Source organism: Mesobacillus zeae (assembly GCF_003570705.1).
GTDB lineage: Bacteria > Bacillota > Bacilli > Bacillales > Cytobacillaceae > Mesobacillus_C > Mesobacillus_C zeae.
Window position 1 is genome coordinate 1 of sequence record NZ_QWVT01000013.1, and the last position, 13,655, is coordinate 13,655.

Here is a 13,655-nt window from a genome sequence, read left to right on the forward strand (position 1 = left end):
AGATCAGTTCTATCAATCTGCATGAAAAGTTAACTTATTTGTGTCCAAGATATTGACTTAGATCCAATGTTTAGGTTTCATTCTAGTAGTAATTTCTCTAAGTTGTTACCTTATTAAAAGGGAGCGTCAATAATTTTGTGTAAATGACGAAGTTGTGAAGGATTGGCTTGAACATAAAAAAGCTAATGTAAAGGAATCCACATATAAACAAATTGAAGTAATTATAAGGAATCACGTTTTGCCCACTTTTGGAAATAAAAAAATCATGACGATCCATAGACCTGAAATAAAAAGATGGATTGCAAAATTTGGTGAATTAGATGAAAACGGAAAAGAAAAATATTCATTTGGTTCAAGATTAAAATATCTTTCTGTTATGAAAAGCATCTTACATTATGCCGTTCATGAACTTGAAGTTCTTGAAAAAAATCCGGCTGATAAATTAAGAGTTCCTGTTCAGGATTCTGTTGCTATAAAAAAGGAAAGAGTGAAATATTTCAGCCTTGAAGAATTAAATCAGTTATTAGATTTTATGAAAAAATACAAACATTAGCGCTTTCCTGATTATCAGCTCTATTACGTGCTTATGTACTTTTTAAGCAAAACCGGTTTAAGGATATCTGAAGCTTTAGCTTTAAGATGGGAAGATATTAATGGTGATAAGATTACCATCGACAAACAAACAAGTCGTGATGATAATAACAATGTAAAATTGACAACATTATAAAATTCCTCTTCCTATCGCACGATCAAAATAGAACCTGATTTAGTCCGTGAATTAAAGAAGTTCAAATTGAAGCAAAATGAATTAATTTTAGGAAATGAAAGATTTCATAAAAATGAAGATGGTATCATTTTTCAAAATTGTCACGGTCATTATTTAACACCTTCTACAATTCGTGATACCATGCAGGGTTACTGCAAAAAAGCCGGTGTTGATTATAAAGGCACCCACGGCTTTAGACATACCCATGCGGTTCTACTACTCGAATCAGGTGTAAGCCTTAAATATGTATCAAATCGCTTAGGGCATAAAACCATCAAAACAACAGCAGATACTTATCTTGATATTACCGAAAAAATAGAAGAAGACGAACTTCAAAAGTTCGCCTCCTACACTAAAAGATAATTTCAACTTGGCACAAATTTGGCATGACACAAATTTGGCACGATATGAAATCCTCTCAAACCCTTGATATCTAAAGGTTTTTTATTTGTTATCCAATAGAACCTTCCATTTCGAACTTGATCAGGCGGTTCATCTCAACAGCGTATTCCATTGGAAGTTCTTTCGTAAATGGCTCAATAAAGCCCATGACGATCATTTCTGTTGCTTCTTCCTCGGAGATACCGCGGCTCATCAAGTAAAAGAGCTGTTCTTCGGAGACCTTGGAAACCTTCGCTTCATGTTCAAGCGAAATATTATCATTAAGGATTTCATTGTAAGGAATGGTGTCAGATGTTGATTTGCTGTCCATAATGAGCGTATCGCATTCGATATTCGCACGCGCTCCATCGGCTTTGCGGCCGAAGTGGACGATACCACGGTAGGTTACTTTACCGCCTTGTTTGGAAATCGATTTTGACACAATCGTCGATGAAGTGTTAGGTGCAAGGTGAATCATTTTTGCACCGGCATCCTGATGCTGCCCTTTGCCAGCAAGAGCGATTGAAAGCGTCATACCTCTTGCGCCTTCACCTTTCAGGATTACAGCAGGATATTTCATTGTCAGCTTTGAGCCGATATTTCCGTCGATCCATTCCATCGTTGCATTTGCATCGCAGACTGCGCGTTTTGTAACAAGGTTATAAACATTGTTCGCCCAGTTTTGGATCGTCGTATAGCGGCAGTAAGCGTCTTTCTTGATAATGATTTCAACCACTGCGCTGTGAAGCGAGTTAGTAGTATAGACAGGTGCCGTACATCCTTCCACATAGTGGACATGTGCGCCTTCATCAACGATGATCAGGGTACGTTCAAACTGTCCCATGTTTTCGGAATTGATACGGAAGTACGCCTGCAGCGGGGTATCTACTTTAATGCCTTTTGGTACGTAGATGAAAGAGCCGCCAGACCAAACAGCCGAATTAAGAGCCGCGAATTTATTGTCTGTCGGCGGGATTACCTTCGCCCAATGTTCACGGAAGATGTCTTCATTCTCTCTCAGAGCCGAGTCCGTGTCTTTAAAGACAATTCCCAGGTCTTCAAGTTCTTCCTTCATATTGTGATAAACCACTTCAGATTCATATTGCGCGGACACGCCCGCGAGGTATTTCTGTTCTGCCTCCGGGATACCAAGCTTGTCAAAAGTACGCTTGATTTCTTCAGGAACCTCATCCCATGACTTCTCGGATTTCTCTGACGGCTTAACATAGTATGTGATTTCGTCAAAATTTAATGAAGCCAAATCGCCGCCCCATTGAGGCATTGGCATGTTGTAGAAATGCTCAAGAGATTTCAGGCGGAAATCGAGCATCCACTGAGGCTCATCCTTCATTTTAGAAATCTCTTCAACGATTTCACGTGTCAAACCGCGTTTTGACCGAAAAATCGATACATCTTTATCGGAAAAACCGTATTTATAATCACCGATCTCTGGCATTTTTTTCGCCATCGTCGAATTCCTCCATTTCTGCGGAACTTTAGCTGCCCTCTAGGGGAGCTGTTCCGTTTCTGCCGGGCAGCTATTTTCCGGACTCATCCTTCAAACCCTTTTCCATCGCTTTCCAGGCAAGAGTAGCGCATTTGATTCTGGCAGGAAACTTAGCAACTCCTTGGAGCGCTTCGATATCACCAAGGTCAAGATCTTCCTCATCATAGTCTTTTCCTAGCATCATATCTGAAAAAATTTCGGCCAGTTTTAAAGCATCTTCAATTTTCTTCCCTTTAATCGCCTGCGTCATCATGGAAGCCGAAGACATCGAAATGGAGCAGCCTTCACCTTCGAATTTCGATTCTGAAACGATTCCATCCTCTACATTCATAGTCAGCTGGATTCGATCGCCGCATGTCGGATTGTTCATGTTGATTGTCAGGTTGCCATCTTCAATTATCCCTTTGTTACGGGGATTCTTGTAATGATCCATGATAACCTGACGATACAGGGTATCCAAATTATTAGAAGACATCGCTGAAATACTCCTTTGTTTTGACAAGGCCTTCTACAAGCCTGTCAATGTCTGCTTCTGTATTGTACAGATAGAAGCTCGCACGTGCTGTGGCGGAAGCGTTCAGCCATTTCATCAAAGGCTGGGCGCAGTGGTGTCCCGCGCGAACAGCAATACCCTCGGCATCAAGGACTGTCGCTGCATCATGCGGATGGACGTCATCGAGATTGAAGGTGACAAGCCCCGCCCGTTTTGCCGGATCCTTTGGACCGTAAATCGTCAACCCCTCAATACCTGACATCTTTTCCATTGCATAGGCTGCCAGCCTGTGCTCGTGAGCTTCAATATTATCAAGGCCAATTTCCTCAAGAAAATCAATCGCCGCACCTAGACCGATCGCGCCGGCAATAATCGGTGTTCCAGCTTCAAATTTCCAAGGGAGCTCTTTCCAGGTTGACTCCTGGAGGCCAACAAAATCAATCATTTCACCGCCGAATTCAATCGGTTCCATATTTTCAAGCAAGTTCTTCTTACCATATAATACCCCGATTCCCGTCGGTCCGCACATCTTATGACCGGAAAAACCAAGGAAATCACAATCCAAATCCTGGACATCGATTTTCATATGCGGCGCACTTTGGGCACCATCTACAACCATGACTGCTCCGTTTTCATGTGCAATCCGGGCAATGTCCTTTATTGGGTTCATGACACCAAGCACATTGGAAACCTGCATGATGGAGACCACTTTCGTGTTGGCTGTCACCGTTTCCCTGACAGCTTCAAGTGAAATCGTTCCATCCTCCTGAAGCGGAACATATTTCAGAACAGCACCAGTCGCTTTTGCGGCTTGCTGCCATGGAATAATGTTGCTGTGGTGCTCCATATAGGAGATGACTATTTCATCACCTTCACGAAGATTGGCACGGGCATAGCTTACAGCAACTGTATTGATTGCCGTGGTTGTTCCCCTTGTGAAGATGATTTCTTGCGCCGAGCTGGCATTGATGAATTTCCTGACTTTCTCCCTCGCGCCTTCGTAGCCGTCCGTCGCTCTTGTTCCTAGCGTATGAACGCCCCTGTGGACGTTGGAATTATATTCACGGTAATATCGGTCAATTGCCTCGATGACCTGAACAGGCTTCTGCGATGTCGCCGCACTGTCAAGATAGACAAGCGGGCTTCCATTGACTTCCTGATCAAGAATTGGAAAAAATTTACGGATTTCGTTGATATCCATTACTTAACTTTCCTTTCAATAACCTCGACTAACTGCTTTTTAACTCCTTCAATCGGAAGCACATTTACAACTGGTGCAAGGAATCCGTGGATAACAAGTCTTTCAGCCTCGGCTTGTGGAATGCCGCGGCTCATCAGGTAATAGAGCTGTCCAGGGTCAACGCGTCCAACCGAAGCGGCATGTCCAGCGGTAACGTCATCCTCGTCAATCAAAAGGATTGGATTCGCATCACCTCGGGCTTTTTCGCTTAACATCAGTACACGTGATTCCTGTTCTGCATTGGATTTTGAAGCACCTTGTTCAATTTTTCCGATGCCATTGAAAATAACTGTAGCACTTTCCTTTACTACTCCGTGCTTCAGGATAAAGCCTTCGGAATTTTTACCATGGTGGATAATTTTCGTAGTGAAATTTTGCACCTGGTCTCCGCGGCCGACAACAACGGTTTTCGCATCTCCGTAAGATCCATCTCCTTGAAGGAGGGTTACGTTTTCGGAGATCGTATTGCCATCATTCATCTGCCCAAGCGCCCATTCAATCTGGGCATCCCTGCCTGCTAGCCCTTTACGGTTCACATAGGCAGTCACACCTTTAGCCAGTGTATCAACTGCACCGTATTGAATGCGTGCATTCGCTCCGGCAATTACCTCTGATACGATGTTTACCTTGCTGTCGGCAGAATCTACCGTTGAAATATAGTTTTCAACATACACAACGCTGCTGTTGTCTTCTGCAGCCACAATCACATGATTAAACAGGTTTGCTTCTGCATCATCATGAAGGAAAATCGCCTGGATCGGTTCCTCGATCGTGACGTTCTTAGGTACATAAAGGAATGCTCCTCCATTTAGGAAAGCCGCGTGTAAGGCTGTCAGTTTATTCTCGTCAGCCTTCACAGCAGATTGCATGAAATACTTCTTCAGCAAATCTCCGTGCATGCGCGATGCTGTATACATATCTGTAAATATAACGCCTTTTTCCTGCAGCTCTGCTGATAACTTCAAGTACGCAGGTTTGTTATTCCGCTGTATATATACGCTATTTGAATGATCAGCATCTATGAGCGGCTTAACTGCTTCTGGAAGTTCTTCAAGCGATTTGAATTCGTCACTTTTAACAATAAGTTTATTGAAATGAGTAAAGTTCCATTTATTGATCTTTGTCTTATCCGGTCTTGGCATAGGAAGCGTATCAGCTTTTTCAAGCGATTGTACGCGGAGTTCTGTCAGCCATTCCGGTTCTCCCATCTCTTTCGAAAAGGAAGTTATATATTCCTGGTCAAACGGCAGTTTCATTTCCGTAGTCATTATGATCCCCCTAACGCTTACGCTTCTAGCCCAACTGTTTCATCTTCAATTCCAAGTTCTTGCTTGATCCAATCGTATCCCTCAGTTTCAAGACGCTGTGCCAGTTCAGGCCCGCCTGATTTGACAACGCGTCCTTGCATCATTACGTGCACATGATCTGGTGTGATATAGTTCAGAAGACGCTGATAGTGTGTGATGATCAAGCAGCCGAAATCTTCGCTTCTCATTTCGTTAATTCCTTTAGATACCACTTTAAGAGCATCAATATCAAGACCAGAGTCAATTTCATCAAGGATGGCAATCTTCGGTTCAATCATCATTAACTGAAGAATTTCATTCCGTTTCTTTTCCCCGCCCGAAAAACCTTCGTTAAGGTACCGCTGTGCCATGTCCAGGTCCATTTCAAGAAATTCCATTTGCGAATCCATTTTACGGATGAACTTCATCAGGGAAATTTCTTTTCCTTCCTCACGCCTGCTGTTAATTGCAGAGCGCAGGAAATCGGCATTTGTCACGCCGCTGATTTCGCTTGGATATTGCATTCCTAGGAACAGACCTGCACGTGCCCTTTCATCGACTTCCATCTCAAGTACGTCTTCCCCATCAAGTGTGATAGTCCCTTGAGTCACTTTATATTTCGGATGCCCCATGACTGCCGAAGAAAGGGTAGATTTTCCAGTTCCATTCGGGCCCATGATTGCATGGATTTCGCCACCCTTAACTTCAAGGTTAACGCCTTTTAATATCTCTTTGCCTTCAATCTCAACATGAAGGTCCTTTATTGTTAATACAGATCCAGCCATATTCATTCCCTCCGTTAGTAAAAAAAGAAGTTATCCCAATAAAAAGGGGATTCGTCTATTCTCATTCTATTCTCATTACAATCTTATAACAAATGAAAAGTGTTCGCAACTGTTTAGAAAAAGAGATTGACAGAAAATAAAGCATCTCACCAGACACTGCCGAAAATACCGTATATTATAGAAGAAACCAGTGCATTCACACTGGTTTCCATTTCATATCCATTATTAAAATCAGGAATGTACCTTGCGATCCAGATCCGCTACCATCCGCTGGCTTTCCACATAATCCTTTTCGCGTCTTCTCTCCACTCTCATCCTGGCTTCATGCTTCATGCAGTACACCTCATAACTAATCCCATGAGCTCCATGCATAGCTTTTTCCATTTCTGCTGTGTAATTCAGCTGTAACGGACTAATAGTGAATCATCCCTTCGTAGTTACGCTTTACGCGCGTTTTTATTGCTTCCTCATCGTATCATGTATTCTATACCCGGCTCAAAGCGGTAAAAACAGCCAATAATTGGTTTTAAAGGGTTGATTCAGCATGAGCGCCGCTCAGCTCTTTCAGACGAAGAATTCTTCAGGATTCTTCCGATATTCTATCCTAATGCCGTTGGCTAAGATCGCTCACGGCTTCCTGTACTAGCGTAACAGCCTGGCTCATCGCAGCGCCGCCACCAAGTGCTGCAGCTACTCCAACTGTTTCCATAATCTGTTCTTCAGTAGCTCCATTATCAATACAGCCTTTTATATGATAAACGATGCAATACTCATCCTGTGCATGCAAAGCGATTCCGAGGGCGATTAAGTGCTTCTCCTTCATTGTAACGCTGCCTTCCTTGAAACACGCTTCCGTAAAAGCATTATAGTGCCTGGCGATATCGGGCATTTTTTGCGTAAATAATCCAAGTCCCTGTTTATAGTCGTGCAGCGTTGCTTCTGTTCCGTTTAACGCACTATATTGACTCTCCATCATATCCACTCCATTCACTAATTTCAGGAATAGTATGTGAAACTTGCCAAGGAATATTACAGCTAAAAGCAAAGAACCAGGCCTATCTTTTATTTAAATCGAAAAGCGAACCACTCTCACCGGCTTTCAGTCACACAAAAAGACAGGCACAAGGCCTGTCTTCAATGAATTATTCAGAAACCGGTACAACGGCTCCCTTATACTTTTCAAGAATGTAGTCCTGAATTTCTTTGGAATGGAGTACTTCGACCAGAGCCTTGATTTCTTCTCTGTCTTTATCGCCTTTCCTGACAGCAACGATATTCACGTATGGAGAATCGTTTTCTTCAATTGCAATGGAATCCTTCAGCGGGTTCAATCCAGCATCAATTGCATAGTTTGAATTGATCAGAACCGCATCTCCTTCATCATTATTATAAATTTGCGGAAGAAGTGGAGCTTCGTAATCTGTATCGAACTTCAAATTCTTTGGATTGTCTTTTATATCCTTTACTGTTGCTTTTGTCTTGTCGACGCCTTCTTTCAGGGTAATCAGCTTCTGTTTTTCAAGCAGTGAAAGAATTCGGCCATGGTCAGCAACAGAACTGCTCATGATAATATGTCCGCCCTTTGGAAGATCGCTCAGTTTCTTATATTTTTTTGAATAAATGCCGATTGGTTCAATATGGATGCCGCCAGCAATTTCGAACTTATAGCCGTGCTCATCTATCTGGTTATTCAAGTAAGGAATGTGCTGGTAGTAGTTTGCATCAAGTTCCTTGGAATCCAGCGCTTGGTTAGGAACAACAAAGTCCTGGAACTTCTCGATCTTTAACTCTATACCTTTTTTCTCTAACAAAGGTTTTGCTTGTTCAAGAATTTCTGCATGCGGCACATTGGAGGCACCGACAACAATTTCTTTGCCATCTTTCTCTCCGCTTTTTTCATCTTCCGACCCGCAGGCAGCAAGTGCCAGAGTCAGAGCAAGTGTTAGAATAACTGCCAGCCATTTTTTCATTCCAATCTCTCCTTTAGCGTTTGTCTAGTTTGGATGTAATAAAATCGCCAATAAATTGAATGACGAATACGATAACAAGAATAATAATTGTGGCCATGAGTGTTACATCATTTTGGCTCCGCTGGAATCCTTCAAGGAAAGCCAAATTTCCCAATCCACCGGCCCCGATGACCCCGGCCATTGCTGTATAGCTGACAAGCGCAATTGCAGTTACAGTGATACCGGAAACAAGCGCAGGCATCGACTCCGGAAGCAGTACTTTCCAAATAATCGTTGATGTTTTTGCTCCCATCGATCTTGCTGCCTCAATGACACCCTTGTCGATTTCCCGAAGCCCTATTTCTACCATTCTCGCATAAAAAGGTGCTGCCCCAATTATAAGCGCAGGCAATGCTGCATTTTCCCCGATCATTGTATTCAAAATGAGCTTGGTGAATGGAATAAGCAGGACAATCAGGATGATGAATGGAATGGACCTGAATATATTCACAAAAGCACTGATGATGATGTTGATTGGTTTATTTTCCCATATATTCCCTTTTGAAGTTAAAAACAAGAGCAAACCAAGTATTGCACCGAGAACGAAGGTGGCCACAACAGAAATTCCGCTCATATAGAGGGTTTCAAGTGTTGCTTCCCACATATTTTCCCACACGACATTCGGAAACAAATCAGCCATGGGAAATCACCTCCACTCCAACTTCCTGCTCCCTGATAAATGCGAGCGCCTGTGCTACATCTGGCTCTTCTCCATCCAAATGGATGAACAATGTTCCGTAAGATCCATTCTGTGTCTGTGATATCTTCCCCTGAAGGATGTTAACGGTCAGTGGGAACTTTCTGATCAGATTCGTTATTAACGGCTGCTCTGCACCCTCTCCGACAAATGTCAGCTGGATGACTTGACCCCGAGGATAATTGGCCACCAAGTGGCCCATCGTTTCTTTCGTCTCTTCCGGTTCGGTGACCTGCTGGACAAACCTTTTTGTAACAGGCTTCTCGGGATTTTTGAATACTTGGAGGACAGGACCCGTTTCCACAATCGATCCGCCTTCCATGACAGCGACACGATGGCAAATTTTCCTGATGACATGCATTTCATGTGTGATAAGTACAATTGTAAGACCAAGGCGATGGTTAATATCAACCAGTAAATCCAAAATAGCGTCTGTCGTTTGCGGATCAAGTGCTGAAGTGGCTTCATCACACAGCAGTACCTTAGGGTTATTAGCCAATGCCCTTGCAATTCCTACCCGCTGTTTCTGCCCGCCGCTTAGCTGGGAAGGATAGGCATCATCCCGGCCATCAAGGCCTACCAGGCTGATGAGTTCCTTGACGCGGCTGTCGCGTTCAGCTTTTGAGACACCGGCAATTTCCAATGGAAATGCAATGTTTTCTGCTACCGTACGAGACCACAGCAAGTTGAAATGCTGGAAAATCATCGAGATTTCCTGGCGGGCTTTCCTAAGTTCAGAACCTTTAATTCTGGATACTTCCCGACCCGCTACAGTGATGCTTCCTTCAGTAGGAATCTCCAGTCCGTTCAGCATGCGGATGAGCGTGCTTTTTCCTGCGCCACTGTAGCCAATGACGCCAAATATTTCTCCGTCTTTTATTTCAAGGCTGACCCTGTCAACCGCTTTTACTTCTCCCTGTCTCGAAGGATACACCTTTCGGACATTATTTATTGAAATCAAAGGATTCATCCTCTCTTATTCCGCTCCGTATGACACCGCCATTTCTCGGCCCCTGTGTTAAAAAGGCAAAATAAAAGCCTTTCTGCACATGAGCAGAAAGGCATGGAATCAGGAAACCTTTCTCTCATCTTCCAAAGCAATTTTGCTTTGTGTGAATTGGCACCATTTCAATAAGTAGGAACTTATTGACGGTTGCCGGGCTTCATCGGGCACATCCCTCCACCTCTCTTGATAAGAGCAATCTATTAGGATTTCATTTATTACGGTTTTAGCGGTTAATTACGAGAGTGATTTTATCATGTCATGAAAAGAAGTGTCAAGAGCAAAAACTGGCAGAGTCCTTCCTAGCTGCAACTGCCTTTTGGATTGCCTGTTCCAAATCATCGAGCAAATCTTCAATATTTTCTATCCCTACCGACAGCCTAATCAAGTCTTCTGGGACTCCGGCACTCGCAAGGCCTAATGTATCGAGCTGCTGGTGTGTTGTACTGGCAGGATGGATGATCAGGCTTTTCGCATCCCCGACATTCGCTACATGAGACCAAAGCTGGATCGAATCAATCAGTCTTGCCCCTGCTTCACGTCCTCCCTCAATTCCAAACACAACGACAGCCCCTGCCCCTTTCGGTAAATACTTGCCAGCAAGCTCTTTGTCCGGATGATTCTCATGTCCAGGGTATGAAACCCAGGAGACTGCAGGATGTGCATCAAGATACTCAACTACTTTTTTCGCATTGGCAATATGCTCCTTCATCCTTACATGGAGTGTCTCCAGGCCAAGCGTAAACTGAAAGGCACTTTGGGGACTTAGCGATGTACCGATATCCCTTAAAAGCTGTACACGCGCTTTGACAATATACGCGGCTGCTCCAATCGCCTCACTGTAAACAATGTCATGGTAGCTGGAATCTGGAGTAGTGAAACCAGGGAACTTAGGCGAGTTCCAGTCGAATTTCCCTCCGTCGACAATAATGCCGCCAAGCGTTGTTCCGTTTCCAAGAAGCCATTTTGTTGCAGAATGAACAACAATGTCCGCCCCATGATCAATCGGCCGGCATAGGTAAGGTGTGGCAAAAGTATTATCGACGATTAGCGGAATGCCTGCTTCATGGGCGATCTCTGCTGTTTTTTCAATATCCAGGACACGGAGGCTTGGATTGCCGATTGTTTCTGCATACACAGCTTTTGTTTTTTCCGTAATCGCTTTTCGGAAATTCTCTGGATCCTGCGGGTCAACGAGCTTCACCTTGATTCCGTACTTCGGAAGCGTCACAGAAAAAAGATTATATGTTCCCCCGTATAAGTTGGAGGCCGCAACGATTTCATCCCCTGCATGCGCAATGTTTAAAATTGCCAGTGTTATAGCCGCCATTCCGCTTGATACCCCAAGAGCTCCGACTCCTCCTTCAAGAAGGGCGACCCTTTCTTCAAACACATTCACTGTCGGGTTATGAATCCTCGAATATATATATCCCGGCTCCTCAAGAGCAAACAACCGGGCAGCGTGGTCTGTGCTTTTAAATTCATATGCATTACTGAGATAAATAGGCACCGCTCTCGCACCTGTCGCTTCATCCGCCGTAAGCCCGCCATGTACCCCGATTGTTTCAATCTTTAATTGCTTCTGTTCTGTCATGTTCATCTCTCCCCTTATTTTAGGTATTCTTCTGCAGGAAGAAGAAATGAAAAAACCCTCTTCCTAAGAAGAGGGTGGTTTGTCATCTCTCCTTATCTTTCAAGGCGGTCTGCCCTGATGGAATTAGCACCGTGTTCACTGACCGGTTGCCGGGCTTCATAGGGCCATTTCCCTCCACCTCTCTTGATAAGAATATTCAGTTTTTTAAAATTAAGACGATCATAACATGAGCCTTCACTCGCGTCAAACGATTTTTCAAAAAAAACAAGCTTTTCTATTCATCCTCCCTGTTTAAATACAAAAAAGACTCGGCTAGAAGAATAGCCCGAAAGTTTCCGCGTACATCAAGGAAGTTGCGTCGAACCGCTTCTCTCAGCTTCAATTTTCCATCAAGGAGGGCAAGGATTACCCCTATGTTCCCTTTCAGTGTGACAGCCGCACTGTCAAGGAGTCCCGGCCTAAGAGATACACGCTTGTTTTCAAAAAAGATTGTAAAATCCCCGGTTGTTGTCTCTGCTGTTAACGCTATGCTGTTCATTTTTGTCAGCTCATACAGGTGCTTTTTACCCTCTGCCCTTTCCACAAACCGTTCTAGACACTTTTCCATACCGTAAGCCTCCCGTTAAGAGAAGGTTTCTCCAGAGCACGGAAAATCCCTTTTAAATTCAATCGACAAATACCCCCACTTAAAGGGAGGGTTATCGTTTTTTATCATTTCCCGAGAAATATGTCTAACAATAAAACGATTGTCAGAATCACTTACTGGCAATTTGTTTCATTTTTTCATACAGAAAGGGAACGGAATGAAAGGCATATATTTTTTCGATAGGCACGCCTTCTTTTAAGAGAATCAGACATGGCACACTTTCGATTTGAAACTGCTCAGCCAGTCGCGGCATGAAATTAAGGTCCGATTTCCCTGACGAAATATTTGGAAATAACTCCACTGCCACGTCCAGCATCTTTCCAGCTACCTGACATGTACCGCATAACGGGGTATAAAAATAGACCATCCCGTCTGTATGGCTATCGATTAGTTCTTCAATTTTCTCCTCAGGCCATTGCTGCATAACGATTCATCCTTTTTCCAGAAACTGTGCGTGAACATCAATGTTGCCACCAAGCAAAACCGTTGCCAAGTGCTTTTCAGGTGCTGTTGCCACCTCTTTATACATTCTGTCAATATACAAATGGCTGGCCTCGGGAAATTCCCGTTTAAACTGTTTCCGGAGCTTTTCGCCTGACTCATCGGCATCGACAAGGATGTAGACGTCTTTATTAAACAAGCTTTCAATCAGTTCATCGAGTTTAGCTATACCAATCGTTCCGTTTGTACAGATAATTTCAACAGGTTCATTCAGCAAACCTTGAACCTTTTTTCGATCGGATGATCCTTCGACAATGAGAACCTTTTCTAATTCCACCATGCTAATTACCACCGCCAGATTTATCGATACTTTACATTATTATCCTTTTCCGGAAATGTTTGTGCTGTAGTCACTGTTGTTATATCTATTGTCACTTTTTTTACGTCATTTTGCAAAAATATTGAATCGCACCTTGCATCTACGCTTTAAGCACATAGAAAAAAGCGGGTAATTCCCGCCATTTAACACCAGCCGCCCTCGTCGCAATCTGTATACCTTGGCTGGGACTCCGAAGGAACGGATACATTCTGGTAAATCTTTTGCGCTTTTGCTTCATAATGGTTCTCAAGGTCAATTTCCATACTTTCAGGCAGGGTAATAACTCCAATCTTCTCTTGCTCAAGATATAGGGCGATTCCTCCCTTTTCAAGCTTTCCTATTATTCGGTCGGTTACATCCAGCTTTTTTTCCTCCAAAGCCATTTACAGCACACCTTTCTTTTCCGCAGGAGGTTATTTTTTAAAGAT

General features: G+C 43.4%; 17 protein-coding genes and 2 riboswitches. Of the genes, 2 read left to right on the forward strand and 15 right to left on the reverse strand.

Annotation, left to right across the window (positions count from 1 at the left end; genetic code table 11):
* The first annotated feature begins 154 nt into the window (after positions 1-154).
* Positions 155-553, forward strand: coding sequence for an N-terminal phage integrase SAM-like domain-containing protein (locus tag D1970_RS22835; protein WP_259339590.1), 399 nt, complete (start codon positions 155-157; stop codon positions 551-553).
* 240 nt (positions 554-793) lie between these two features.
* Entirely contained in the window at positions 794-1,129 is a 336-nt protein-coding gene (locus tag D1970_RS22840) for a tyrosine-type recombinase/integrase (protein WP_246370229.1), read from the forward strand.
* 88 nt (positions 1,130-1,217) lie between these two features.
* On the opposite strand, the gene sufB is transcribed toward D1970_RS22840, so the two are convergent.
* The 15 genes from sufB to D1970_RS06970 form a co-directional block, all read right to left on the reverse strand.
* Positions 1,218-2,615, reverse strand: a complete 1,398-nt coding sequence (gene sufB, locus D1970_RS06905) for a Fe-S cluster assembly protein SufB (protein ID WP_119112155.1) — start codon at positions 2,613-2,615, stop codon at positions 1,218-1,220.
* A 70-nt stretch (positions 2,616-2,685) separates the two neighbouring features.
* The gene (sufU, locus tag D1970_RS06910; protein ID WP_119112156.1) at positions 2,686-3,129 is read right to left on the reverse strand and encodes a Fe-S cluster assembly sulfur transfer protein SufU; all 444 of its coding nucleotides are present in this window, start codon (positions 3,127-3,129) and stop codon (positions 2,686-2,688) included.
* Positions 3,119-4,348 (reverse strand): cysteine desulfurase, encoded by a 1,230-nt coding sequence (locus tag D1970_RS06915; RefSeq protein WP_119112157.1) that lies wholly within the window; start codon positions 4,346-4,348, stop codon positions 3,119-3,121. The genes sufU and D1970_RS06915 overlap by 11 nt, the downstream gene beginning before the upstream one ends.
* The gene (gene sufD, locus D1970_RS06920) at positions 4,348-5,655 is read right to left on the reverse strand and encodes a Fe-S cluster assembly protein SufD (RefSeq protein ID WP_119112158.1); all 1,308 of its coding nucleotides are present in this window, start codon (positions 5,653-5,655) and stop codon (positions 4,348-4,350) included. The genes D1970_RS06915 and sufD overlap by 1 nt, the downstream gene beginning before the upstream one ends.
* A gap of 17 nt (positions 5,656-5,672) precedes the next feature.
* The gene (sufC, locus tag D1970_RS06925; RefSeq protein ID WP_119112159.1) at positions 5,673-6,458 is read right to left on the reverse strand and encodes a Fe-S cluster assembly ATPase SufC; all 786 of its coding nucleotides are present in this window, start codon (positions 6,456-6,458) and stop codon (positions 5,673-5,675) included.
* 231 nt (positions 6,459-6,689) lie between these two features.
* Positions 6,690-6,842 (reverse strand): YuzK family famiily protein, encoded by a 153-nt coding sequence (locus tag D1970_RS23585; protein WP_498071986.1) that lies wholly within the window; start codon positions 6,840-6,842, stop codon positions 6,690-6,692.
* Between the two features lie 220 nt (positions 6,843-7,062).
* Positions 7,063-7,431, reverse strand: a complete 369-nt coding sequence (locus D1970_RS06930) for a carboxymuconolactone decarboxylase family protein (protein ID WP_119112160.1) — start codon at positions 7,429-7,431, stop codon at positions 7,063-7,065.
* Positions 7,432-7,600: 169 nt separating this feature from the next.
* Positions 7,601-8,428 (reverse strand): MetQ/NlpA family ABC transporter substrate-binding protein, encoded by an 828-nt coding sequence (locus tag D1970_RS06935; RefSeq protein WP_119112161.1) that lies wholly within the window; start codon positions 8,426-8,428, stop codon positions 7,601-7,603.
* 13 nt (positions 8,429-8,441) lie between these two features.
* Positions 8,442-9,107: a methionine ABC transporter permease gene (locus D1970_RS06940; RefSeq protein WP_119112162.1), complete on the reverse strand. Its 666-nt coding sequence runs from the start codon at positions 9,105-9,107 to the stop codon at positions 8,442-8,444.
* Positions 9,100-10,125 carry a methionine ABC transporter ATP-binding protein gene (locus D1970_RS06945; RefSeq protein WP_119112163.1) on the reverse strand — a complete coding sequence of 342 codons (1,026 nt, stop codon included), beginning with the start codon at positions 10,123-10,125 and terminating at the stop codon, positions 9,100-9,102. The genes D1970_RS06940 and D1970_RS06945 overlap by 8 nt, the downstream gene beginning before the upstream one ends.
* Before the next feature lie 121 nt (positions 10,126-10,246).
* Positions 10,247-10,363: riboswitch (SAM riboswitch) on the reverse strand.
* Between the two features lie 78 nt (positions 10,364-10,441).
* Positions 10,442-11,761 carry an O-acetylhomoserine aminocarboxypropyltransferase/cysteine synthase family protein gene (locus D1970_RS06950; protein WP_119112164.1) on the reverse strand — a complete coding sequence of 440 codons (1,320 nt, stop codon included), beginning with the start codon at positions 11,759-11,761 and terminating at the stop codon, positions 10,442-10,444.
* Between the two features lie 89 nt (positions 11,762-11,850).
* Positions 11,851-11,954, reverse strand: a riboswitch (SAM riboswitch).
* 81 nt (positions 11,955-12,035) lie between these two features.
* On the reverse strand, positions 12,036-12,368 hold the full coding sequence (locus D1970_RS06955; protein WP_119112165.1) for an SCP2 sterol-binding domain-containing protein: 333 nt from the start codon (positions 12,366-12,368) through the stop codon (positions 12,036-12,038).
* A 148-nt stretch (positions 12,369-12,516) separates the two neighbouring features.
* A complete protein-coding gene (locus D1970_RS06960) occupies positions 12,517-12,831 on the reverse strand; it encodes a thioredoxin family protein (RefSeq protein WP_119112166.1) in 315 nt (104 codons plus the stop codon).
* A gap of 6 nt (positions 12,832-12,837) precedes the next feature.
* A complete protein-coding gene (locus D1970_RS06965; protein WP_181213389.1) occupies positions 12,838-13,188 on the reverse strand; it encodes a toprim domain-containing protein in 351 nt (116 codons plus the stop codon).
* Between the two features lie 182 nt (positions 13,189-13,370).
* Positions 13,371-13,610, reverse strand: coding sequence for a YusG family protein (locus D1970_RS06970; RefSeq protein ID WP_119112167.1), 240 nt, complete (start codon positions 13,608-13,610; stop codon positions 13,371-13,373).
* Between the last annotated feature and the right edge of the window lie 45 nt (positions 13,611-13,655).